Origin of the sequence: Enterococcus sp. DIV0876, assembly GCF_050529585.1 — a bacterium.
Classification (GTDB): Bacteria; Bacillota; Bacilli; order Lactobacillales; family Enterococcaceae; genus Enterococcus_D.
The window spans coordinates 2,729,801-2,753,936 of sequence record NZ_CP172882.1; the positions used below are offsets into that span (position 1 = coordinate 2,729,801).

The following is a 24,136-nucleotide window of genomic DNA, read 5'->3' on the forward strand; positions in this document are numbered from 1 at the left end:
TTATTTTGCTAAGAAACGGGTGTTTTGCACAAAAAAAGACAAAGCCGAATTGAATCAGGCTTTGTCTTATGATGCTGATTAATAAAAACAAATCAACGTGAGATTTTATTTTTGTTCTGTTTTTTCTTCATTCAATAAGGCTTTTCTTGACAGATTGACACGGCCTTGTTTGTCGATTTCAGTGACTTTGACTAAAATCTCGTCGCCTTCTTTGACCACATCTTCCACTTTATTGACCCGTTCATTGGCCAATTGTGAGATATGGACCAAACCGTCTTTGCCTTTGATCAAGTTGACAAATGCGCCAAATTTTTCTACGCGGACAACTTTACCAAGGTAGACTTCACCGACTTTGACTTCTTTAGTCAATTCTTCGATGATCTTGATTGCTTTCTTGATCATTTCTGCATCAGCAGAAGCAATCGACACTTTACCGTCTTGATCGATATCGATTTTAACACCAGTTTCTTCAATGATACCGTTGATCGTGTCGCCACCTTTTCCAATGACATCTTTGATCTTGGCAGGTTCGATTTGGATCATTTCGATTTTCGGTGCATATTGACTCAACTCTTCCCGTGGTGCAGCTAAGGTTGATGTCAATTCATTCAAGATTTCCATGCGGGCTTTCTTGGCTTGTGACAATGCTTCAGTCAGAATTTGTTCTGTGATGCCTTGGATCTTGATATCCATTTGTAATGCAGTGATCCCATCTTTGGTTCCGGCAACTTTAAAGTCCATGTCGCCTAGGTGATCTTCTAAACCTTGGATATCTGTCAAGATCGTATAGTTTTCACCATCTGAAACAAGACCCATTGCTATCCCAGCAACTGGTGCTTTGATTGGCACACCTGCATCCATCAATGCCAAGGTCCCTGCACAAATACTTGCTTGAGAAGAAGAACCATTTGATTCTAATACTTCCGCTACCAAACGAATTGTGTAAGGGAAGACTGTTTCATCAGGAATGACTTGCGCCAAGGCACGTTCGCCTAAAGCCCCATGACCGATTTCACGACGGCCAGGTGATCCGGCACGACCAGTTGAACCAACTGAAAATTGTGGGAAATTGTAATGATGAATGAATCGTTTTGATTCTTCTACCCCTAAACCATCGATGATTTGATGTTCGCCTAATGGCGCCAATGTACAAGCAGATAATGCTTGCGTTTGTCCCCGTGTGAACAATCCGGAACCATGAACCCGTGGCAATAGACCTACTTCTGAAGCCAATGAACGGATTTCATCTAATTTACGGCCATCAGGACGAATTTTGTCGATGGTGATCAATTCACGGACAACGTCTTTTTCAAGGTCTTCCGCAATTTGTTTCACTTCTTTTAACAGTTGTGCTTCTTCTTCATGACCAGCAAATTTTTCTGCATAAACTTCTTTGACTGTATCTTTGACTTGATCGATTTCATCTTCACGCGCCAATTTTTCTTCTGTCATTACGGCAGTTTTCATTGTTTGGTAATATGCATCGAAGATTTCTTTTTTCAAATCGGCATCGACTTGCAACAATTTTACTTCCATTTTCGGTTTGCCGACTGCGGCAACGATTTCTTCTTGGAAAGCAACTAGTTCTTTGATGGCATCAAAGCCGAAAAGCAATGCGCCTAACATATCTTCTTCTGAGACTTCTTTGGCACCAGATTCAACCATGTTGATGGCTTGTTTGGTTCCAGCTACAGTCAATTCGATATCTGTTTGTTCTGCTTGTTCAACGGTTGGGTTCAAAACATATTCGCCATTGACCCGACCAACATCGACACCTGCGATTGGTCCGTCAAATGGAATGTCTGAGATAGACAATGCCAATGATGAACCAAACATCGCAGCCATTGCAGGCGTGCAATCTTGTTCCACACTCATGACGATATTGGTGACTTGCACTTCATTTCTAAAGCCATCTGCAAACATCGGGCGGATTGGGCGGTCGATCAAGCGGGCTGTCAATGTTGCCGCTGTACTTGGCCGACCTTCACGTTTGATGAAACCGCCAGGTACTTTACCGACTGCATACATTTTTTCTTCATAGTTGATAGTCAATGGGAAAAAGTCAGTGTCTTTTGCTTCTTTAGAGGCAACAGCTGCACTTAAAACCACTGTATCGCCATAGCGCACCAAAACGGCACCATTGGCTTGTTTGGCCAATTGACCAATTTCAACTTCTAGCGGACGTCCGCCCCAAGTTGTTTTGAATACTTGTTTTTCTGTCATGTTCTGCTCCTTTGGGCTGCTCCAAGTAAGTCACTACTAAACAAATGAAAAAATCGGCCTGGAATGTCCGCTGCTTTCATTTGGTTAGTAGGATACTGCTCACTAGGATCCAGCATGCTTATTTTTCAACGCCTTTTGATTCACCAATTCAAAAGCTATCGTTGTGTGGGTTCTATTTTTGATTTCTGTCTAGAATCATCGCAAAGTCGCTACGCCGGCTTCGCTCTCCTAGTACGATTCATCATCTGCTCTGTCTTACTCTGTAAGCCAGTCGCAGTGATTCCGCTTGTCGGTTACTACGTTCGCTTCGCTCTCCTAGTACTATTCATCATCTGCTCTGTCTTACTTCGTAAGCCAGTCGCAGTGATTCCGCTTGTCGGTTACTACGTTCGCTTCGCTCTCCTAGTACTATTCATCATCTACTCTGTCTTACTTCGTAAGCCAATCGCAGTGATTCCGCTTGTCGGTTACTACGTTCGCTTCGCTCTCCTAGTACTATTCATCATCTACTCTGTCTTACTTCGTAAGCCAATCGCAGTGATTCATAGCAAAAAAGTGAGATTCGGGTTGAACCTCACTTTTCTTGACTTTGATTAACGACGTAAGCCTAAAGCTTGGATCAATTCGCGGTAGCGTTGTACGTCTTTTTTACGTAGGTAAGCCAACAAGTTACGACGATGTCCAACTTTTTTCATCAAACCACGATATGAATGGTGGTCTTTTTTGTGCAAACGTGCATGTTCGTTCAATTGGTTGATGTCTTCTGTTAAGACAGCGATTTGAACTTCTGGAGAACCAGTATCTCCTTCATGACGAGCAAATTGGTTGATTAGTTCGTTTTTGCGTTCTTTTGAAATTGCCATGTTTTTCACCTCTTCTTCTTATTCCCCTGCGACTGAGTAAAACGTTGGTGATTCGTTGAACCAAGTAACAGGCTGGGTGCATTTCGCACGTTACTACTTTACTTTATTCTACGTAAAAAAGCAAGTTAATGACCCGATTCTTTTTGCGAATCATAAAAGCTCATACAAATCTTATGGTATACTGATTTTAGACTTTTAAGTAAAGGATGTGAAAGAATGAGTGTTCTTTCCCGTATTGAGAGCATGAAAAATGAATTATCCCTCTCTGAGAAGAAACTCTTTACTTTCATGGAAGAAAACGCCGAAAAGGTACCTTCCATGACTGCCAGTCAATTAGCCGATGCAACTGGGATCAGCGCGCCTACGGTCGTACGTTTTGCCAAGAAAACCGGCTTTGCCAGTTTGACTGATCTAAAAATACAACTATCCGCCGAAACCGGCCTGCGTCAAAATCCTCATGAAATATTAAGCTACGCTGATGTGGAACTAAATGAACCTTTTCAAGCAATTACATCCAAACTAAGCCACAATGCGCAAATCACCTTGAATGAAACAGCAAACCTGTTAGAAGAGTCTCTCATGGTAGCAGCGACTGACTTGTTAGCTACCCGCGAAAGAATTTTTGTTTGCGGTATTGGCGCGTCGTCTTTGATTGCCCAAGACATTCAACAAAAATGGACCCGTCTGGGAAAGATCGTCGTTTTCGAAAACGATTATAACTTATTGCTGCCGCAACTGGTCAAATACGAGAAAAAAAGTGTCTTATGGGTGATTTCCAATAGTGGCGATACACCCGAGATGGTCCATTTGGCTGAGTTTGCTGCTGGAAAAAAGATACCGATCATTTCATTGACGCGCTTTGGCAGCAATCCATTGACCAAGCTTGCTGATGTGCCGTTACAGGTTTCTCGCGCCAAAGAAGCCAATCAGCGCAGTGCTGCCACAAACTCGATCATTGCGCATTTACTGGCTGTTGATGTTCTTTTCTATGTCTTTTTGAGTAAAAATGAACGCCTGGCACGCAATATTTATGAATCTCGACAAGCAATCGCTGATTTCCGAGAAAAATATCTGTAACGGAGGCAAATCAGCAATCCAAAATAACCCTACGATAAATAAGGGCGCTATAGTTTACAGGTTTCAAATGTATCTACCAAAAAAGCGTGCTGCTTGAACTGGTACTGTCAGCACAAGAATGAGAAAAACGTTTAATGAATTTTTATCATACAAAAGCCAAACCTCTTCAAAAGAGGTTTGGCTTTTTTTCAATATAATCGAACGGTTACTTTGCGTGGTTCAGCCAGATAATCACAGGTATCAAACAATTTTATTATTGCGCAGTCCTCCAGATAGAACAGCCACCACCTGTGCACAGTTTCGCTATAAATGTCCTATACAAAATGATAATATTAGTTATTTTTATATTTTATTAAGTTAATATGATACCTTTGTGTAAAGGAGATGATCACATGAACAAAAATATTAAACCCGTTTTTTTATTCGTGCCTTTTTTGCATTATCAGTATTTATGGTTGCTTGTGGATCAAAAGACACGGAAAAAATAAAGAATGCAACAATTACTCAAGTGCTCGCCTTTGAAACCATTCAGAACAACGGCAGCTACATTTTAGATAATGGGCATTTGACCATCAGCAAAAAAATTCAGGTTCTCCAAAACATTGACGACGCTCCTGGAGGGAAAGAATTAACTGAGGAAGAAAAAAGGCAAGTCAATGCGTTCTTAAACAATGATTTTCCAGATGAGCAAGTAGAGAATGCAGATGACTTGTTTCTTGATTTCACGAGAGAGGTACCAGACAGTTATATCGTCATGGATGAAACCGAACAAAAACAACGATTTATGGCAAAGACTATAAAAATGAATTTATCTGGATAAATGAAACAGGCTCTCGAATCAAGGATGTTCATTCCGTGGAATATAGTTTTGAAAAGGAACATTGAAGCTTGTTTAAATGTAAGAATAAGCTTGACCCATTAACATTATAGTGAGTCGTTACAGAGTTTAAACGTCGAAACGACACAAGCATAAACCTTCCGCTCAATGAAATGTCCATTTTAATCAGATAAAACAAAATAAAAAGAGCGGACCATTTACAGGTTCGCCCCTTTTTTTATTCCTGTCTCACCGCTTTAGGTCAGTTCCAGCATCATATACTTTTTTCACACTATTCTTGTTTCACTTCATTATCTATCTCTTCTTCATATAAACTGGATACGCGTGTATACCATTCAAAAATATGGGTAATGATCACTTTCGCAGCTGCATAAACTGGGATGCCTAAGATCACACCTACCAATCCGAACAGCTTTCCAGATGTCAGTAACACCAATAAAATAGTGACCGGGTGGATCGACAATTCATTTCCCAAAACAAGTGGTGAAATGAAACGACCTTCAATGGTCTGCTCGATCACAAAAACGATCAACACCTTGACCAATAAAATCGGCCCGCCAACGATACCTAAGAAAACGGCTGGTACCATTGCCAAAAAGGAACCTAGATAAGGAATCAAATTCAAAAAACCGGCTGCGATACCTAAAGTGATCGCGTAATCCAGACCAATCAAACTAAATCCCACCATAAACATGATCGCTACAGCAAAAGCCACTGTCAATTGTCCGCGGATGTACGAAGATACTTGATCATTCATTTCTTTCAATACGATCAATGAAGGCTGGCGCATTTTTGTTGGCAAGAACTTAACAAAATATGGTGCCAATTGTCGACCATCTTTCAATAAATAGAATAAGATGAACGGCATCGTGATCACAGCCAACACGATCGTTGCAACAGCGCCAAAAAAACTGCCCAAGTTTTGGATCGTGCTGCGAGATAAGTTCTGGATCAGATCGGTCATCGTGGTGATCAGCTTTTCATTCGAAGCTTCGATTTGTTCCTGTACTTGTGAAAAAATAGGGTCGGATAAAATCTCATTGACCTTGTTTTCAATAATCGTCAAGTAGCCTGGTAAATTATCCGCAAAGCTCAAGGATTGTTCTTGAATCTTTGGAATGATCACGACTACCCCCCACACAATCAACCCAATCACCAAGATGAACAAGCCAAAAATACTGTAGATCCGTTTGATTCCCTTGCGCTCTAAATAATCGACTGTCGGGTTCATCAAGTAATACAAGATGCCGGCCAAAATAATTGGCAACCCAACGATCGCCAAGAATTGCCAGAAGGGTTCAAATAAGTAAGATACTTTGGTAAACATAAATAAAATCAGCAAAACCAAAAGAATAACGAGTAAACTGGTCACTGCTTGGTTGTTCAAAAACCATTTCCAGAACCATGAATACGGCTTTTTTTGTGTGTCTTTCATTTAGGGCCGTCCTCCTATTTGTAGGTCACTTTCATACCAACTGCCAATGTTGGTAACACAGATGGTGTTAAGTAGATGGCACTTGATAATTGATTTTCTGCTGGCACCTCATCAAAGACAAACGTCACGTGCTGAATCGTTTGCAAAATTTGGTTCGCAACAGTTCCTACATATTGTACACGATAGGCTTGATCACCAAAAAGAATTTGATCATCTTTTTTGACAACCACTTCTGCTGATTCAGGCAATGATTGGATCACCGAATATTCCCGCAATGCATCGCTGGCTTCTTCACCAAAGAAAATCAACATTCTTTCCTTGGCATCGATGGCTTGTGCACCTATTTCTTTAATGGTTCCTTGTTTCATCAGACAAAATCCCCTTTCCATTCTTCAATGATTATTATAACATAAAGAGATTTTCTAGCCGCCGAATTCCGCATTCTATGGTAGAATTAAAAAGAAATGAAAATATTAGGAGGTTATTTATGTTGCAAACGATTTATTTAGGTACGTATACCCGTCGCGAAAGTAAAGGGATCTACTCGATCGCTTTAGATACTGAGAAAGAAACGTTAACTGATTTAACGTTGCGTGCACAAGAAACAAGCCCGACATATTTGGCGCGCAGCAAAAAAGAAGCGATTTATTCTGTCACTGAAGTCGAAGGCAAAGGTGGAGCTGCGGCATACACCCCTGATTTCACACTGCTGAATACTGCGACTGAAGACGGCGCACCTTTATGTTATGTTGCAGTAGACGAACCTCGCCAACTGCTTTATGGTGCAAACTACCACAAAGGAGAAGTCAATGTGTATCGAATTTTGGCGGATGGCAGTATTGAAGCCACCGACAGCGTGTTCCATGACGAACCAGTTGGTTCCCACGACAATCAAGACAAACCCCATGTCCATTACACAGATTTGACACCCGATCAACGATTAGCTGTATGTGACTTAGGGACAGACCGTGTTTACACATATGATGTCTCTGCTGATGGGAAATTAACAGAAGTATCTGTTTATGTTGCTGAAGACGGTACCGGCCCTCGTCACTTGGTTTTTCATCCAAACAATCACTATGCGTATCTGGTTGGTGAATTAGACAGCACATTAACGGTGTTACGTTACAATGAGACGGACGGCAGCTTTGCACGCATTCAAAAAGTACCAACGATCCCTGCTGATTTTACTGATTTCAACAGTGGTGCTGCAGTACGTATCTCAAATGACGGGCGCTTTGTCTATAGCTCTAATCGTGGCCACAACTCGATTGCTGTCTTTGCAGTATCAGAAGATGGCGCTGCATTGACCTTTGTTCAATCGATTTCAACTGAAGGCGATTTTCCTCGTGACTTTGATTTGGACCCAAGCAATGACTATTTGGTCAATGCCAATCAAAACTCTGATAACTTGACGTTATATCGCCGTGATACAGATACTGGTGTCTTGACCTTGTTGGAAAAAGACATTTATACACCAGAATGTGTCTGCGTATTATTCGAAAAATAATCTTCTGGAGGACTCCCCCATGTTTGATAAAACACCAAAGGAACTTGTACTAAAAGATTTCTCAAATATTTACAACAAATGCCAATCAACTTATGAATTGGTCACAAGCCGTCGTTACAATGAAGCATTGGTTTTACTGACAACAGCGGAAACCTATGCAATCGCAGAAAAAGCCTATATTCGTTGTGATACCTTCAAAGAATTGCAGACAGCAGAAGTCCAAGCATTTTTTGACGCATTTGAAATTTATTATTTTGAATTGAAACAAGTACTGTTTCATGATGACGATAATTTTGTTTCTTTAAAAAAACGTTTAGACCAAACGGCAACTGCCTATGAGACATTGACAGCTTCATTTAATTTGCTATGATGGAAGCAAATCAAATCATGAAAAGGTGAGCCCATGAATCAAGAAGAAGTATTAGATCGACTGCGAGAAGAATTGGCCATGCCGTTCTTTGAAGCAAAATTGGAAAACAAAGTCTACACGGAAGCAGATTATCAACAAGTAAAAGCTGATTTGATCAAGTATTTTGATGATTATGTCCGCAATGTAGAAAACTAAAGCAAACAAAACCACACCTCAGGAAGTCAAAACTTCTTAGGTGTGGTTTTATTTTTATCCGATGACCTTAAAATTCTGATTGGCGGTCGCTTCAATCACTGGATGTGCCTTTAGGTAATCCGCAATCAATTCTGTCATGTCCACTTGAATCTCACGAATGATTTTATCCGCAGAAAACATCTCATAGTTGCCGCCGCCAACAGCACGATATTGATTGATCACGATGTCTAGGTGTTGGTTCATTGCTACATCTTTTCCTTCAAAGCGCAGCGAGGTGATACGTTGCCCCACCGGTTGACGCAGATCGATCGTATAGTCAATTCCTTCATACATATCATAATTGTAATATTGTGGTTTTGGTTCAATAAAAGCTGGATTGAAGATGATCGTATCGTCTGCAACCGCTAAATAATTTGCTGTTTGTTCCAGTGCCTCTTTCAATTCTGCGCCAGTCACGCGGACAACGGCCAATGTGTTGGGATAAATATAATTGGTGATGACATCCCGCATCGTGATCGTTGAACCAAAGCCCTTCCCTTCATTGTTGAATAAAGCTGTTCCTGAGATATGGGCCCCGCTAGCTGCCATTTGCACGCGATTGATAAATTCGATATAAGGGTGTTCTTTGATTCTGGCGCCCATAGGATCTACAATCCGCATGTCTCCAACCACTTTTCCTAGCGGTTGATCCAACCATGTATCTAGTTCTTCAGTAATGGGGGCCAACAAAGCCAAAGTTTCTTCATCTGGTGCCATGTCTGCTACTGGCACTAAAGCAGCCTCACTTTCCACCACGCGGATATGCCCTTGATCAGTGGCTACTGTTAATTCGATTTTACCGATAAAACTACCGCGAAAGCCTGGTTGCACCACAGGTATGCCATTGATTTTGGTAGCGATCTCCCGATGTTGGTGCCCGGTAAACAACGCATCGATTCCCGATACTTCATGCAGCAATTGATACCCTTCGTTCTCCCCAGTCAATAATTCGGTCGGTTCTCCCGTCGTCAAATCTTTTTCGAACCCGCCATGGTAACTGACCACAACAATATCTGCTACTTCCCTTAATTTAGGGACATACGCTTTCGCTGTTTCTACGATTGACTGGAAGGTCATCCCCTTGATCGTTGCCGGTTGTTCCCAGTGGGGAATGTATTGGGTGACTAAGCCTAGTACAGCGATTTTGATTCCTTCTTTTTCAAGGATCGTATACGCTTGTCCAAAATATGGCTCGCCGGCATCATTTAAAATATTTGCCGCCAATACTGGACTGCGGTAACTGGCAATGGCTTCTTTCAAGTAAGCTAATCCATAATTAAATTCATGATTTCCTAATACATGGACGTCTACACCAAGCTGGTTCACAGGTGCTGTCAAAGCCGCAACTGGGTGTTGGCTTTTGGCAATATAATAACTCAATGGCGATCCTTGAATGAAGTCACCATTTTCAATCGTGACCACTGGTCCTGTCGCTTCATTTTTCAATTGTTTCATTTTAGCTGCTACTTTTGCAGTGCCAAAGCCTTGCTCCTGATCATCCGAATAGTTGGTAGGTGCTACGTACCCGTGCATATCGCTCGTTTCTAAGAACGTGATTTTCATATTCATCTCTCCTTTATTCTGCTATGTACAAAAAAGGATCTGCGCATAGGTATCTTAACACCTTATGACACAAATCCTCTTTGTTGTCGTTTCATCAAGCGTTTCTGTTTATTATACCTTAAAGAACGAGCAACGTCTTATTGATTCCAAACATCTTCCAATTGCGGTTTTGCTTCTTCGATCAATTGATCGACATCTTTGTCGGTATTAGACAAAATATTTTCCATAATTGCTCTGACTTCATTGTAAGCTGAATCAGAGTTTTCAACAACTGGAATCGAGAATAATTCTTTGGTTGCGGCTGCCAATTCAGAAGCGACTTTTGTATCAGGGTTGTTTTTGTATGCATCACTTTCCAGTACAGATTCAACAACAGGCATATATCCTGTATCAACAGCCCATTCCATTTGTGCTTCAGGAGAGGTCAAAAATTTCATATATTCAAACGCTGCGGTCCGCTCTTGGGCAGTGGCACTATTGAACATATACAAATCAGTTCCTTGTTGTAAGTTGATCGCTTCTGGACGTGGCGAAACGCCATATTCAAATTTGCCTTCAGTATCTTTCTTCACATAACCCTCACCAGCGATTGATCCAATAAACATCGCGACTTGTTCATTGGCAAAAGGACCAGATAAGTATTGATCAGAACCGGCGATACGGAAATAACCATCTTTTACACCTTCTGCATAATAATTGATGATTTCTTTAGATTCATCGCTATCTAGTTGCAAATCTTTGTCAAAGTCGACACCTTGATTCTTCATACCGATCGCATAATAGTTATTCAATGAGTCGAAACCAGCACCGACAACTTTGCCATCTGACTTTTCATAAATCGTTTGGGAAGCAGCTTTTAATTCATCAAAATTTGTTGGTACGTCAACCCCATATTCATTCAACATATTGGCATTATAAAAGAGCATTTCTGTCGATTTATTGAAAGGAATACCATATTGAACGCCATCGATCTGCGCTCCTTCTAATAAAGAAGGACGAATTTCTTCTTGTTCACCCCAACCAATCGTATCATTGTCGATATAAGCACCTAAATCGACTAGCATCTCATCTTGTGCCGCATTCCATAACCAACCTGGATAAGCTTGTGTGATCGTTGGCAGATCTTTTGGTGATGGTAAGGTTGAATTGATTTTGGCTTGCAGATCAGAATATTGAGACTGATTTTGCAATTCGATTTTGATATTGGGATTATCCGCCATAAATTCATCCGTCAATTTGGTCAATGACTCTTCTTGCGCCCCGTTCATGGCATGCCAAAAGGTGACCGTTGTTTCTTCCGTGATGTCTGTTGCGATCTCTTCGTCATTTCCTGCTGAAGAACCACTACTGCCACAGGCCCCTAACACCAATGTTGCGGCAGCTGCTGCTGCAAATACCAATTTCTTTGTTTTCATTTTTTTCTCTCCTCTATTCCTTTTTTATAGAACGATTTTTTCACCGCGTTGCGGCAATATTCTTTTACCAAACGGATTGACCAGTCTTTCTGGTCGCAACGTATGGATGGGAACCAAACATTTGGGTTCGATCCATGCAATGATTTGATCCAAATCTTCTGGGGTTGCATGGCCCGAATTCGGCAAACGGACAAATTCAATATCTAGTGCCGCCAATTGATCGATAAATGCTTGATACGCTGGATCAAAGTCACCTAAAGGCTGGGCATCACTATGGATATATAAACCACCCGTTTGCAAATCGTCAAAATGCGCCACCGCTTGCCAAACATATTGAGTGGTGTCGGCACATAATGCTTGATAGGAAATGGCTTGTTCTGGTACCAAATTTGGCGGCACCTGGCCATCAATACTATAATAAGGAACTTCTTTGTCAAATATCTCTTTTAGCAAAGCAGCTTGCTGCGCTTCTAAAACGACGGTTCGAGGTGCAGCCTCAACCAAGGCTAAGAAACGTTCGACATTGGCAGGATAGCCATTAAAAGTAATTTGCCGTTGAGGGTTTTCCTCCACCAAACGGACAAAGGCCTCAACAAGCGCTTGTTCACTTTCAACAACAACCGTTGCTGGGTCAGGGGTACGTTCAGGAAAACTGATACTGACCCCTTCCATCATCAATAGATCAGTCCCTTTGGCCAATTGACAAAAAGCTTTACTGCGTTCAGGATGATTGCCATGCAGCCGCAGATCTCCGGTATACGCAATAAAATGATCCGGCGTGCGAATCAATAATGCAGCTGCTCCGAAGGCATCGTGATCGACAGGCACAATCTCAACTTCGATTTCACCTACTCGAATCACATCATGGGGCGCCAATCCCACCATCGAGCGGACAAAATGCGGCGCTTCATGAGGAACCGGCAACAAGAAATCCCCTTTGCGATTCAATACTTCCAAAATCGCTTTGGTTTCTTTCAATGTATATAAAGGAATCGCTGGATCAAGGTAATTGATCATTTTTGAATGATCCAAATGGGCATGAGACAAGAAGACAGCTGTCTCTTGGTAAGTCTTGCTTTCTTCACCTTCGTAATGATAATCCAACTGGGGATCATAGACATTCTTTAATTGCGGTACCCATCGATGATCGACCAGCGTCTGTAATTCTTCATTGGGCAACGGTGTTTCTGGGTGATATTCTGTGCCAAAATCGAAGAATATATGCGCATCTTTATAGGCAACTTCAATGACCGTGCCGCCAATCGTCAAAATACCGCTATGAAATGTGATACTGGTTTTATCCTTTGATGCCATCTTTTGCCACTCCTTTAATAATCTCTTTTCTAAAAATCAAATAAATGATCAAAATCGGAATGACCGTCAAGGTTGCTGCAGCCATTTGCAAATGGACATCGCTCCCACTTTCCGTTGTAAAAGCGGCTAATCCGTTATTCAGTAACCGATATTTCTTCTCATTGGTCACCAAAAGAGGCCATAAGAAAGAATTCCAACTAGAAATGAAGGTCAAAATCCCCACCGTCACCAATGCCGGTTTAGACATCGGAATCAAAATACGGCGAATATAGGCCAAGTCACTGGCACCATCGATTTTGGCTGCTTTATAAAATGTGCTAGAAATACTTTTGAGATAACCTACCAGATAATAGATATAGAAAATACTTGTCAAAAAAGGAATGATCAAAGCACTATACGTATTCAACAAGCCCATTCTGGCAATCGTATTGTAATTGGTAAAAATAATCGATTCATAAGGCACCATCAGCAATGAAATCATCAACGCAATGACCAAGCCTTTATATTTGAATTCTAGACTAGTCAAAGCAAAGGCAGCGAGCACTGCGGTCACCAGTGTTGCAATCGTGGTGATGGCCGATACAAAGACTGTATTTAAGAAATAGCGTAAAAATGGGGCCTTGGTAAAGACCTCTGCATAATTTTCCCATTGAAAAGAAGCTGGCATAATAGTAGGTGGGATACTTGTGGCCTCGCTGTAAGTCATCAATCCAGCTAAAATCATATAGATAAATGGGAAAACAGTAATGATCGCCAAAAGTATCAAAAAAAGAATTGAGATTATGGTGACGATTTTTTTCATCTACTTACTCCCCCACTTTCTTCAAAATCTTATTTTGGATAAATGTCACCAGTAAAATGATGATAAACAAAATAACTGTCGCCGCCATTGCGATCCCTGGTCGACCTGCGATATGAAACTTATCATAGATATAGTAGACCGCTGTTGTGGCGCTTTTGGCGATCCCTGGTTGTCCGCCAAATAACGCATAGACTTGCGTATACACTTTAAAAGCCGCGATAATGTTGACCGTCAATAAAAAAGCAAATGTCGGAATCAATTGCGGAAAAGTGATTCGGCGAAATATCTCCCAATTATTGGCGCCAAACATTTTGGCAATTTTGTAGTGCTCTTGGTCGATGTTGCGCATCCCTGCCAACAAGATAATGATATTGAAGGCCAGACTCGTCCACACGCCAAAAATGATCAGTGTCGGCATGCTCATATTGACATTATCCAACCAATTGATGGGTGCGATCCCAACCAAACTCAGCAAGTAATTGATGATTCCGTACGATCCATTGAAAAAATAGCGAAAAACGATCCCGATTGCAATGGTACTCGTGACATAGGGCATAAAGAAAATCGTTTCAAAAAAACGCTTGTGTTTGACTTTTTCAAAAATGATCCAAGCAATCGCCAAAGACAAAATCAAGGCGATCGGCACCACAGTGAAGGCAAAAAGGGCTGTATTGCGCAACGCTTTAAAGAAAACAGGATCGGTCAACACTTTTTGATAATTTTCAATTCCGGCATAGCGCTGATTGATCAGCGTACCTTTTTGAAAACTCATGATCAATGAACGAAATAACGGATAGACACTGAACAAAAAAATGATGACCAATGAAGGCAGCAAAAACAGCCACGCTTTGGGTTGATTTTCAGGGTTGTAATTTTTTTTGAACATTAGTAGACCCGCTCCCCTTTATCATCAAAAATGAAGGCTTTCTTGTATTGGAAATCAAACGCAACTTCTGCACCTTCCTCGATGATTTCTTCAATACTCACAATCGACTTCAGATGTTTATCTGCAAGATCAAAGTTTAAGATACGCTCACGTCCAATCAATTCAACACTCTTGATTTGTGTCTGGAACAAGCTGTTTTGGCTCGCCGTCAGTACATCTTCCGGTCGGATCCCTAACGTATAGTGTCCATCTGGCACAGGTTTCTTGAAACGAATATCGGTAAACCGGCTGAGCGCAACCGTAAATGCTGGATGGTACATTTGCCCTGCTTTGATTTCCACAGGCAGCATATTGATGATCGGATTGCCAATAAACTTGGCAACAAATTGGTTATTCGGTTCTAAATATAAGTTTTGCGGATCATCATTTTGTTGGATCACGCCTTCATTCATCAAAATGATCTTGTCACTAATCGACAATGCTTCTTCTTGGTCATGGGTGACGAAAATCGTTGTGATCCCGACTTCTTTGACTAATCGTCGGATTTCTTCCCTGATCTTCAAGCGCAGACGTGCATCCAAGTTGCTTAGGGGCTCATCTAGCAACAATACTTCAGGATTTTGGACCAAGGCCCGAGTAATAGCCACCCGTTGCTGCTGGCCACCAGATAATGTACCAGGTTTCTTTTGACTCAATTCTTCAATGTTGGTCAAACGCATGTATTTTTCAGCAATTTGCTGCGCTTCATTTTTTTTGATTTTCTTTTCTCCGACAGTCAGTGGGAACATCACATTTTCCAAGACCGTCATATGGGGATACAATGCATAATTTTGGAAAACAAAACCAATATTACGATCTTTTGGTTCAGTTTTGACCACTGAACTGCCATTGAAGCGAATATCGCCATCTGTCGGACTCAACAACCCCGCAATCAAATTCAAAATAGTTGATTTCCCACAACCACTTGGTCCTAGCAAACAAACGAGATCGCCCTTTTCAATGGTAAAATCAACTGCTTTCAAGGCTTCAAATTTATTATCAAAAACCTTCTTCAACCCAACTACTTCTATCAAAAACTGCCCCTCCATTTTCTCTTTCCATTTTCATTTTGGCTGGCACATTTGGTCATAAAAAATACGCGTACCTCATGTGTCTGTCAAACATGGAAAGAAATTCAATTTTAATGGTAACAAACGATCATTTTCTTTCGATACTATTATTGTAAATGTTTTGTAAAAAACGAAACCAATTATGAAAAAAATTTTAATAATTTATTTGCTAAAAAATCACTTTTTACAAAATAGCGCTTCAAATCATACAATCTCTTCATTGTTTTCTTTTTTTTAGCGCCGATAGCTAAAAAAATCCGACTTATATGATATATGCTCCTTTAGCATCATTTTTTTATGGTAAAACCAATTTTTCATCTTCACGCCGATGTGTCATGACAGACTCAACATATCCATTCTAACCTGTCGGTTTGACGTGTCAAGATACAACGGTTACTTTGTTTTTTCAACTAAAGCACAAAAATAGAACGCCCCTCATAAAAGGTGACGTTCTTCAAAAGTGAATCATGATTCGTTTGGCATACGCAATACGACTTGTTTTGTTGTTACTTGATCAAGAAAATAACGGTCATGTTCAACGATCACCATCGTTGGTTCTACTAACGCGATGACTTCAGCCAATTGTTGTTGGTTGAACACATCTAAATAGTTCAACGGTTCATCCCAAATGAAAAGATCAGCCGGGGTAGCCAATGATTTCGCCAACTCGACCCTTTTGCGTTGCCCCATGCTCATTTTTTCGATTGGTGTATGAAACACGGATCGTTCTAAACCTAATTTTTTGAGATTACTCAGAAGATCTTGATAAGCAATGCCCTTTTCTTCAGCAAAAAGAGCTAATGTACCTTGATTGTCTTCATAGTTTTGTCTGACACGACTCACTTTGATATTGTGGGCCAGTTGCATATTCCCAGTGACTTGACCTGCAAATTGGCCAAAAATCGCTTGAATCAAACTCGATTTACCTGAGCCATTTGGTCCTTCGATCCCTAAGCGTTCCTTGTGTCTTAAAGCAAATGTGATTGGTTCAAACAAAGGGCGCTCATAACTCAATTGTAAATTTTCTGCTTGGAGCAATACGTCATGATGACTCGTTAATGGATACATTTTCAACGGATCAATGTGTTCAATATCCTTCAACAAAGACGATTTTTCTTGAATTTGATCATCCATCCGTTTGACAATGGCTTTTGAACGTTTCATGGTTCGTGCTGCACGGGCACCGATTGCACCGGTATCGAAAATACCACCACTGCCTTTTTTGTTAGGAGAACCCAATTTGTCACGCTCCCGCCCCCGCGACCATTCTGCTTTCTCTGCTGCCGTTTGCTGCAGACGACCGATTTCTTTTTTTATTTTCTTATTTTGCTCTTGCTCGTAAGCATCTTTTTGCTGTTTTTGTGTTTCATAAATCGTGTAATTGCCTTTGTACAGAACCAATTGACTTTTTTCGATTGCCAACACATGATCAACGACATCGTCAATAAATTGACGATCATGGCTGACCACGATAAAACCAGTTTTTTGCTGTAGATAGGACGCCACATGGCCTCGACTCGTGATATCCAAATGGTTGGTCGGTTCATCGATCAATGGAAAGTTTTCCTCGTCAACAAATAATCGCGCCAAACGGACTTTTGTCTGCTCGCCTCCTGATAACGTATCAAATGGCCGCCACAGCACATCTGGTGCTGTTTGAAGCAAATTCAATTCTCGTTCTAAGCGCCACAACTCCACATCCCCAGATTCTTGCAAGACATGATAAGTCAATTGCTGGGGGTCATGGATGGTTAAAGGAAAGTAGACAAACGTTTGCCCGTGATTGATTTCACCACTATAAGGCAATTGATTTTGCAGCAAACGCAACAAAGTCGTTTTGCCGCGGCCATTTCGGCCCAATAAGCCTAATTTCCAAGTGGTATCGATCGTTAAATTGGTTCGATCAAATAATAGTTGTTCTTGGCTGTCAAAGCCAAAAGTTAAATTCTTGATATTGATTGTAGTCATACACATCACCTCGTATCTATCCTCTAGGACAGATGGGGCCAAAAGATATTTTCAGAATCAACTTCATTTAAAGGTACACAAAAAGGACCTACCATCAAAAGAGTAGCCAATCCTGAAAATCTGCACACTCTCCCCTGAGCGGTTCAAGTGTTATGCAGCTTTCAACAATTGGTTACTTTTTCAATGGAAGATCCCTCACTTCATTTATTAATGCCAACAGTATAGCATGCTTGATTCTCCAAAAGCAAACATTTTCTTCTCGAGCAAATCTAGCTTGGCACCAATAGATGTAAATAAAATAAAAATTTTTCCTTCACAAAGTTGCAAAAATCACTTATTTAAAATCACTAAAAAAAAACATCTGAATATACAAAAAAACCACCAGGTTGGTTAGTCCCGGTGGCAAAAGGAGTAAAATGAAAAATAAAAAGGTTGTTGGTTGTGGCTTTATTATAGCGCCGTTTTTATTATTAATCATGTGAATAACATAACATTTAAATTAAATAACTCTTGTTTAAGCGTTTTTATTTATCATTTTTTTAACAATAGTGCTGTCATCCGTTGTATTGCAAATGAAATATCATCTGTAGCTTGGTCTTGTTTTTGTTCTGCAGCATCAAATGCTTCGGTATCTACACCATCAGCGATACTTAAAATCATTTCATCACAGCCAGCCACATAACTCATATATGCCCGTTCAAATTTCTTGTGGATCCCCATCACATTTGCTGGTGGGCGCAATTGACTGATTTTTTTCAACATCAATCGATACTTCTCTGTGCCTTCTTTAAACGTTTCAGCGATTTCAGCTAAACGTTCTTGTGAAAGGTCTGCTATCTTCTTCTCGTCAATCGCTTGGCGGATTTCTTCATAATTGGGGTGCATGTTTTCCCCGATCGCTTCAGTTTCTTTGACTAAATCATTGATTGTTTGGACATAATAGCCTAAATTTGGTCGCACAATGGATTCCTACTTTCTTCTGTTGATACTATCTATTTTACCGTTTCTGCGTAGAAATGGAAAGGTTAAAGAAAAACCATTCGTGCAGGCTAGAACAGCTTCTGACACGAATGGTTTAATTTTATTGCTTTTTATATCTACTGACACAATTATTTGCGGCCCATTGCCCGCTGCACTGCTTTCACGATTTCTACGATCGGAATGATCGCAAAAGATGATCCTAATACGATTCCCCATTGATACAAATCTAAATGCGCAACGCGGAAAATATCATTCAATCCTGGTACCACAATGATGACCATCATCAATGCAAAGGACAATAAGATTGCCCAGTTAAAAGCTTTGTTTTTGAAAGGTCCCACGGTAAAGAGTGACTGATAGACTGACTTCACATTGAAGGCATGGAACAATTGCATCAAACCTAATGTAGCAAAGGCCATCGTTAATGCATCCCCATGGATCTCATTGTAGCTGGCGTGGACTGGCCATTGGATGGCAGACCAATAGACAAAGAGTACTGTCGCAGCTTCTAGGATCCCTTGATAAATGATACTGCTCATCACACCACCAGAGAAGAAGTTTGAATTACGGCCGCGAGGGGCATGTTTCATCAAATCTTTTTCGGCAGGTTCCATACCTAATGCAATCGCTGGGAAGGTATCGGTTACTAAGTTGATCCAGAGTAAATGGATCGGCAGCAATGTATCCCAACCCCAGAGAGTCGCCAAGAATAGTGTCAACACTTCGCCTAAGTTGGCTGCCAATAAATATTGGATCGATTTTTGGATATTCGAGAAGACTTTACGCCCTTCTTCAACAGCCACAACAATTGTTGCAAAATTATCATCCGCTAAAACCATATCAGAAGCGCCTTTAGATACTTCCGTACCAGTGATCCCCATACCAACACCGATATCGGCTTGTTTCAACGCAGGGGCATCATTGACACCGTCACCTGTCATGGCAACGACTTTGCCTTCTTGCTGCCATGCTTTGACGATTCGTACTTTATGTTCAGGAGATACCCGCGCATAAACAGAGTACTGGGTAACTTTTTGGGCAAATTCTGCTTCACTCATTTTGTTCAATTCTGCCCCCGTCAAGACAGCAGCGTCATCACCTGGTGTAATGATCCCGAGACGACCGGCAATCGCTTCTGCTGTATCGCGATGGTCTCCGGTGATCATGATCGGGCGAATGCCTGCTTCTTTAGCGACTTTCACGGCATCCGCCGCTTCTGCCCGCTCTGGATCGATCATGCCGACTAGACCTGTAAAAACCAAATCATTTTCAACGATTTCTGATTCAAGGTTTTCAGGTACAGTATCGACATATTTATATGCCATACCTAACACCCGCAAAGCTTGTTTAGCCATATCGGTATTATTCTCCAAAATGACTTGTTTTTGTTGATCGTCCATAGGTACTTCTTGTCCGTCCAACAATACTTTAGCGGTTCGTCCTAAAAGAACATCTGGAGCACCTTTAACAGCCACAAGATAGCGGCCATCTTCTTGTTGATGAATGGTACTCATCAATTTACGATCAGAATCAAAAGGCAGATCTGCCACTCGTGGTTCTTGATCAACCAAATCGCGGACATGAAAACCTTGATCCATCCCAAATTGTACAAGGGCTGTTTCTGTTGGATCACCAATCAAGTTTCCTTCTTCACCAAATTTTGTATCATTGGCAAAGTTCATAACTTTCAATGCCATATTATCCAAAGGAATATCTTCAGATGCGGCATGTTGGTGATTATTGACATATAGTTTTTCAACGGTCATTTGATTCAATGTCAATGTACCCGTTTTATCTGAAGCAATAATATCTGTTGCCCCTAAGGTTTCAACTGCTGGCAACTTGCGGATAACTGCATTTCTTTTGGCCATCACTTGCGTACCCAGTGCCAAAATGATTGTTACAATAGCAGGTAGTCCTTCGGGGATAGCTGCTACTGCTAATGAGATCGATGTCAGTAGCATATCGACCCATGATGTGTTGTTAAAGATTGTACCCACAAAGAACATGATAACTGCAATCACAATGATCGCTATCGTTAAGAATTTACCAAGTTCATTCAAATTGCGTTTTAACGGTGTTTCTGTTTCTTGGGCACTAGCGAGCATCCCTGCGATTTTACCAACTTCCGTCCCCATACCGGTATTGACAACGACCCCTTTACCACGACCATATGTCACATTACTGTTTGAATAAGCCATATTGACTCGATCGCCGATACCAACATCAGTTCCCTCAATAACCCTCAGTTCTTTTTCGACTGGTACCGATTCACCAGTCAACGCAGCTTCTTCGATTTTAAGAGAACTTGCTTCTAATAAACGCAGATCTGCCGGCACGACATCGCCAGCTTCTAACAAGACGATATCCCCTGGCACCAACTCATCGCTCTTAACGGTCACAGTATGCCCATTGCGCAAAATATTGGCATTTGGCGTCGACATTTCCCGCAAGGCTTCAATCGCTTGTTCTGCTTTGGCTTCTTGTACTACACCCATGATGGCATTAATGATAACAACCGCTAAAATAATGATCGAATCAACAATTTCATGTGAAACGGCTGCTGAGATAATCGCTGCTACCAATAAAACAATAATCATTAAATCTTTGAATTGCTCAAAGAATTTTTGTATCATTGATTTTTTCTTACCTTCTTCAAGTTCATTAGGACCATACTCAGACAAACGTTTTTTTGCTTCGTCATTTGTTAATCCATTGGGATCAGCTTGCAATTCTTGCAATACCTTTGTGGTATCTTGCGCATAAAAAGCTTGCGACAGTTGTTCTTTTTTGTTTTCTTCCGACATCTTTTTTCCTCCTTTGTTCTTCCTTCTTTTATTGTACATGAAATGAAAAAAAATAGACCTATGTATGCACTGGAACACATACATAAGTCTCACTATTTAAGGCAACACCAGAAATTTCTTTCAGGATGGTGATGTTGCCGCGGCATAAAATCCGCCAGTTACTCCCTCATGATCACATCAATAACAATCATTATACTAAATACTTTCTAAACTTACAATTGAATCTCGTGAAGTCAACCAAAAGAAGCTAAGCGATAACGGCGCCATTTGGCATGCCTTTTGGTGCATCGACGATTTCTAACCGACCTTCAGCATCTTCAGCCGATAAAATCATCCCTTGACTGACTTGTCCCCGCATTTTACGCGGTTTCAGATTGGCAACGATCACGACTTTTTTTCCGATCAATGCTTGTGGATCTGGATAAAACTCGGCCACACCAGATAAAATCTGGCGGTCTTGATCATCACCAGCAGCAAGACGAAATTGCAGTAATTTATCTGCGCCTTTGACTTTCTGACAATCGATCACTTCCGCTACTTTCAATTCGATTTTATCAAAGTCGTCATATTTGATTTCTTCTTTATCGGATTGCAACTTGGTTTCTTCAGGATCCCATTTGACAGTTTCCTCTGGTCCTTGGGTACCTTCAGCCATTTTCTTTTGAATATAGGCAATTTCTGTTTCAAGTTCCAAACGAGGGAAAATCGGTGTGCCTTTGGCAACCACTTTGGTACCGCTAGGGAATTCACCAAAACGCAAATCTTTCAGATCCATCGTTTCTACAGCTAAGCCTAATTGCGTAAAAATATTGGTTGGTGTTTCTGTCATCACTGGTTGCAGTAAAATCGCCACGATACGCAAACTTTCTGCCAAATGGACCATCACACTGTTTAACTCAGCCTTGCGTTCTTCTTCTTTGGCTAAGACCCATGGTTGGGTTTCATCGATATATTTATTGGCTCTTGAAATCAATGTCCAAACTTCAGATAATGCTGTGCTGAATTCCATTTTGTCCATTGCTTCATGATAGCGGCCAACGACATTGGCAGCAGTTGTTGATAATTCACTGTCAAATGGCGTAACTTTAGAGGCATAGTCTGGCACTAGTCCATCACAATATTTATTGATCATAGCGACTGTTCGATTCAAAAGATTGCCTAAATCATTGGCAAGATCATAGTTCAAACGTGACACAAAGTCTTCTGGCGTGAAGACACCGTCACTACCGAATGGTACGGCCCGCAATAAATAATAGCGTAAGGCGTCCAAGCTGTATCGTTCCACCAACATTTCTGGATAAACGACGTTGCCTTTAGATTTCGACATTTTGCCATCTTTCATCATCAACCACCCATGACCAAAGATTTTCTTAGGTAATGGCAAATCTAATGCCATCAACATGATTGGCCAATAAATCGTATGGAAACGAACGATTTCTTTGCCGACCATATGAACATCGGCTGGCCAGAATTTTTGGAACAATGAATCATCGTCCGTTCCATAGCCTAGCGCAGTGATATAGTTGGATAGTGCATCGATCCAAACATAGACCACATGTTCAGGACTGGCAGTGACTGGAATCCCCCATGTGAAGGTTGTTCTTGAAACGGCCAAATCTTCTAAGCCTGGTTTGATAAAGTTATTCAGCATTTCGTTCTTACGAGATTCTGGCTGGATGAACTCTGGATGTTCATCATAGTATTGGACTAATCGGTCTGCATATTTGCTCATGCGGAAGAAGTAAGATGATTCTTTGACCAACTCTACTTCATGGCCACTTGGCGCTTTCCCACCGATCACCTTGCCTGCTTCATCACGAAAAACTTCTGCCAGTTGGGTTTCAGTAAAATATTCTTCATCTGATACAGAATACCAGCCTTCATATTCCCCTAGATAAATATCGCCTTGGTCAAGCAGTTGTTGGAAAATCTGTTGCACAGATTTTTTGTGGTAATCGTCAGTTGTGCGGATAAACTTGTCATAACTGATATCAAGTGTTTTCCATAACTTTTTGACATCAGCTGCCATTTTATCTACATATTCTTGCGGATCAACGCCTAATTCTTCTGCTTTTTTTTCGATTTTTTGACCGTGTTCGTCGACACCAGTCAAATAAAACACATCAAAGCCCATCAAGCGTTTGTAACGTGCTACTGCATCGCACGCAATGGTCGTATATGAGTTTCCGATATGTAATTTGCCGCTTGGATAATAGATTGGCGTCGTGATATAAAATGTTTCTTTTTCAGCCATGGACAGGTGTCCTCCTTCTGTCGAATAAAGTGTATACTAAGGTAGTATACCACAATTCAAGACCAGTTTTTTCTTTTTTTGTTCGGAAAAAATCCGCGGTAGTACTGATTTTTTGCTCCTTTGATAAATAGCCGTGGTATTTGCTATAATAGAGGAAAATCCCTTTTTGAAAGGATCTATGATGTCTAAATCAAACACACGCATGTTTTGGCTTTCGATTGGATTGACCGCCTTCCATTTGATTGGGTCAAGTTATTATCCCTATTTTTATGCCTATTTTAACGGGCAAAATCAAGCAGCAGCTTTTGCAGCAATCACCACGGTCCTTCGTATCCTCCTTTTAAGTTGGATTGCCTATTGCGGGTATCGGGCACTGCACCAGCAAAAACGTTTGACTTGGTTATATGCCGCCTTATTTTTTGTGAACTTGATTTGCCCTTACTTTTTTAATTAATGGCAGCTTTTTCTAGCAAGCTACCCCTACAAA

General features: G+C 41.0%; 20 protein-coding genes. 6 read left to right on the top strand and 14 right to left on the bottom strand.

Going from position 1 to position 24,136, the window contains the following annotated elements; genetic code table 11:
- Nucleotides 1–105 precede the first annotated feature (105 nt).
- Nucleotides 106–2,223 (bottom strand): polyribonucleotide nucleotidyltransferase, encoded by a 2,118-nt coding sequence (pnp, locus tag IGI41_RS12930; RefSeq protein ID WP_430610180.1) that lies wholly within the window; start codon nt 2,221–2,223, stop codon nt 106–108.
- Nucleotides 2,224–2,816: 593 nt separating this feature from the next.
- Nucleotides 2,817–3,086, bottom strand: coding sequence for a 30S ribosomal protein S15 (rpsO, locus tag IGI41_RS12935; RefSeq protein ID WP_312541641.1), 270 nt, complete (start codon nt 3,084–3,086; stop codon nt 2,817–2,819).
- A 216-nt stretch (nt 3,087–3,302) separates the two neighbouring features.
- Between rpsO and IGI41_RS12940 the strand changes: the two genes are divergently transcribed.
- Together IGI41_RS12940 and IGI41_RS12945 are read left to right on the top strand one after the other, a co-directional pair.
- On the top strand, nt 3,303–4,163 hold the full coding sequence (locus IGI41_RS12940) for a MurR/RpiR family transcriptional regulator (protein WP_430610181.1): 861 nt from the start codon (nt 3,303–3,305) through the stop codon (nt 4,161–4,163).
- A 508-nt stretch (nt 4,164–4,671) separates the two neighbouring features.
- Entirely contained in the window at nt 4,672–4,983 is a 312-nt protein-coding gene (locus tag IGI41_RS12945) for a hypothetical protein (RefSeq protein WP_430610182.1), read from the top strand.
- 289 nt (nt 4,984–5,272) lie between these two features.
- On the opposite strand, the gene IGI41_RS12950 is transcribed toward IGI41_RS12945, so the two are convergent.
- Nucleotides 5,273–6,436 carry an AI-2E family transporter gene (locus IGI41_RS12950; protein ID WP_430610183.1) on the bottom strand — a complete coding sequence of 388 codons (1,164 nt, stop codon included), beginning with the start codon at nt 6,434–6,436 and terminating at the stop codon, nt 5,273–5,275.
- A gap of 14 nt (nt 6,437–6,450) precedes the next feature.
- On the bottom strand, nt 6,451–6,804 hold the full coding sequence (locus IGI41_RS12955) for a PTS glucitol/sorbitol transporter subunit IIA (RefSeq protein WP_430610184.1): 354 nt from the start codon (nt 6,802–6,804) through the stop codon (nt 6,451–6,453).
- A 119-nt stretch (nt 6,805–6,923) separates the two neighbouring features.
- Between IGI41_RS12955 and IGI41_RS12960 the strand changes: the two genes are divergently transcribed.
- The 3 genes from IGI41_RS12960 to IGI41_RS12970 are packed head-to-tail and all read left to right on the top strand — an operon-like array spanning nt 6,924 to nt 8,511.
- A complete protein-coding gene (locus IGI41_RS12960; RefSeq protein ID WP_430610185.1) occupies nt 6,924–7,946 on the top strand; it encodes a lactonase family protein in 1,023 nt (340 codons plus the stop codon).
- A 19-nt stretch (nt 7,947–7,965) separates the two neighbouring features.
- Nucleotides 7,966–8,316, top strand: coding sequence for a hypothetical protein (locus tag IGI41_RS12965; protein ID WP_430610186.1), 351 nt, complete (start codon nt 7,966–7,968; stop codon nt 8,314–8,316).
- A 33-nt stretch (nt 8,317–8,349) separates the two neighbouring features.
- Nucleotides 8,350–8,511: a hypothetical protein gene (locus IGI41_RS12970; RefSeq protein ID WP_430610187.1), complete on the top strand. Its 162-nt coding sequence runs from the start codon at nt 8,350–8,352 to the stop codon at nt 8,509–8,511.
- Nucleotides 8,512–8,565: 54 nt separating this feature from the next.
- Here the strand turns inward: IGI41_RS12970 and IGI41_RS12975 are convergent, their stop codons facing one another.
- The 10 genes from IGI41_RS12975 to metG all read right to left on the bottom strand — a co-directional run bounded on the left by IGI41_RS12975 (nt 8,566) and on the right by metG (nt 23,649).
- On the bottom strand, nt 8,566–10,113 hold the full coding sequence (locus tag IGI41_RS12975) for a bifunctional metallophosphatase/5'-nucleotidase (protein ID WP_430610188.1): 1,548 nt from the start codon (nt 10,111–10,113) through the stop codon (nt 8,566–8,568).
- A 137-nt stretch (nt 10,114–10,250) separates the two neighbouring features.
- A complete protein-coding gene (locus IGI41_RS12980; protein WP_430610189.1) occupies nt 10,251–11,528 on the bottom strand; it encodes an ABC transporter substrate-binding protein in 1,278 nt (425 codons plus the stop codon).
- Between the two features lie 24 nt (nt 11,529–11,552).
- Nucleotides 11,553–12,842 carry an MBL fold metallo-hydrolase gene (locus IGI41_RS12985; RefSeq protein WP_430610190.1) on the bottom strand — a complete coding sequence of 430 codons (1,290 nt, stop codon included), beginning with the start codon at nt 12,840–12,842 and terminating at the stop codon, nt 11,553–11,555.
- Nucleotides 12,826–13,644 (bottom strand): carbohydrate ABC transporter permease, encoded by an 819-nt coding sequence (locus IGI41_RS12990; protein WP_430610191.1) that lies wholly within the window; start codon nt 13,642–13,644, stop codon nt 12,826–12,828. The genes IGI41_RS12985 and IGI41_RS12990 overlap by 17 nt, the downstream gene beginning before the upstream one ends.
- Nucleotides 13,645–13,648: 4 nt before the next feature.
- Nucleotides 13,649–14,530 (bottom strand): carbohydrate ABC transporter permease, encoded by an 882-nt coding sequence (locus IGI41_RS12995; RefSeq protein ID WP_430610192.1) that lies wholly within the window; start codon nt 14,528–14,530, stop codon nt 13,649–13,651.
- A complete protein-coding gene (locus IGI41_RS13000; protein WP_430610193.1) occupies nt 14,530–15,603 on the bottom strand; it encodes an ABC transporter ATP-binding protein in 1,074 nt (357 codons plus the stop codon). Before IGI41_RS13000 ends, IGI41_RS12995 begins: the two co-directional genes overlap by 1 nt.
- A gap of 501 nt (nt 15,604–16,104) precedes the next feature.
- Entirely contained in the window at nt 16,105–17,607 is a 1,503-nt protein-coding gene (gene abc-f, locus IGI41_RS13005; protein WP_430610194.1) for a ribosomal protection-like ABC-F family protein, read from the bottom strand.
- Between the two features lie 531 nt (nt 17,608–18,138).
- Entirely contained in the window at nt 18,139–18,567 is a 429-nt protein-coding gene (locus IGI41_RS13010) for a hypothetical protein (RefSeq protein WP_430610195.1), read from the bottom strand.
- A gap of 149 nt (nt 18,568–18,716) precedes the next feature.
- Nucleotides 18,717–21,395, bottom strand: a complete 2,679-nt coding sequence (locus IGI41_RS13015; protein ID WP_430610196.1) for a cation-translocating P-type ATPase — start codon at nt 21,393–21,395, stop codon at nt 18,717–18,719.
- Between the two features lie 247 nt (nt 21,396–21,642).
- Nucleotides 21,643–23,649: a methionine--tRNA ligase gene (gene metG, locus IGI41_RS13020; RefSeq protein WP_430610197.1), complete on the bottom strand. Its 2,007-nt coding sequence runs from the start codon at nt 23,647–23,649 to the stop codon at nt 21,643–21,645.
- A gap of 181 nt (nt 23,650–23,830) precedes the next feature.
- Here metG and IGI41_RS13025 point away from each other — a divergent pair, with 181 nt between their 5' ends.
- On the top strand, nt 23,831–24,103 hold the full coding sequence (locus tag IGI41_RS13025) for a hypothetical protein (protein WP_430610198.1): 273 nt from the start codon (nt 23,831–23,833) through the stop codon (nt 24,101–24,103).
- Nucleotides 24,104–24,136: the final 33 nt, after the last annotated feature.

What these genes read in the sequence shown, in the direction of transcription:
- metG (WP_430610197.1), bottom strand. Translation starts at nt 23,649, where the DNA reads ATGGCTGAAAAAGAAACATTTTATATCACGACGCCAATCTATTATCCA.
- abc-f (WP_430610194.1), bottom strand. Translation starts at nt 17,607, where the DNA reads ATGACTACAATCAATATCAAGAATTTAACTTTTGGCTTTGACAGCCAA.
- IGI41_RS12980 (WP_430610189.1), bottom strand. Translation starts at nt 11,528, where the DNA reads ATGAAAACAAAGAAATTGGTATTTGCAGCAGCAGCTGCCGCAACATTG.
- pnp (WP_430610180.1), bottom strand. Translation starts at nt 2,223, where the DNA reads ATGACAGAAAAACAAGTATTCAAAACAACTTGGGGCGGACGTCCGCTA.
- IGI41_RS12990 (WP_430610191.1), bottom strand. Translation starts at nt 13,644, where the DNA reads ATGAAAAAAATCGTCACCATAATCTCAATTCTTTTTTTGATACTTTTG.
- IGI41_RS12965 (WP_430610186.1), top strand. Translation starts at nt 7,966, where the DNA reads ATGTTTGATAAAACACCAAAGGAACTTGTACTAAAAGATTTCTCAAAT.
- IGI41_RS13025 (WP_430610198.1), top strand. Translation starts at nt 23,831, where the DNA reads ATGTCTAAATCAAACACACGCATGTTTTGGCTTTCGATTGGATTGACC.
- IGI41_RS12950 (WP_430610183.1), bottom strand. Translation starts at nt 6,436, where the DNA reads ATGAAAGACACACAAAAAAAGCCGTATTCATGGTTCTGGAAATGGTTT.
- IGI41_RS13015 (WP_430610196.1), bottom strand. Translation starts at nt 21,395, where the DNA reads ATGTCGGAAGAAAACAAAAAAGAACAACTGTCGCAAGCTTTTTATGCG.
- IGI41_RS12995 (WP_430610192.1), bottom strand. Translation starts at nt 14,530, where the DNA reads ATGTTCAAAAAAAATTACAACCCTGAAAATCAACCCAAAGCGTGGCTG.
- rpsO (WP_312541641.1), bottom strand. Translation starts at nt 3,086, where the DNA reads ATGGCAATTTCAAAAGAACGCAAAAACGAACTAATCAACCAATTTGCT.
- IGI41_RS12975 (WP_430610188.1), bottom strand. Translation starts at nt 10,113, where the DNA reads ATGAAAATCACGTTCTTAGAAACGAGCGATATGCACGGGTACGTAGCA.
- IGI41_RS12985 (WP_430610190.1), bottom strand. Translation starts at nt 12,842, where the DNA reads ATGGCATCAAAGGATAAAACCAGTATCACATTTCATAGCGGTATTTTG.
- IGI41_RS12960 (WP_430610185.1), top strand. Translation starts at nt 6,924, where the DNA reads ATGTTGCAAACGATTTATTTAGGTACGTATACCCGTCGCGAAAGTAAA.
- IGI41_RS12940 (WP_430610181.1), top strand. Translation starts at nt 3,303, where the DNA reads ATGAGTGTTCTTTCCCGTATTGAGAGCATGAAAAATGAATTATCCCTC.
- IGI41_RS12970 (WP_430610187.1), top strand. Translation starts at nt 8,350, where the DNA reads ATGAATCAAGAAGAAGTATTAGATCGACTGCGAGAAGAATTGGCCATG.
- IGI41_RS12955 (WP_430610184.1), bottom strand. Translation starts at nt 6,804, where the DNA reads ATGAAACAAGGAACCATTAAAGAAATAGGTGCACAAGCCATCGATGCC.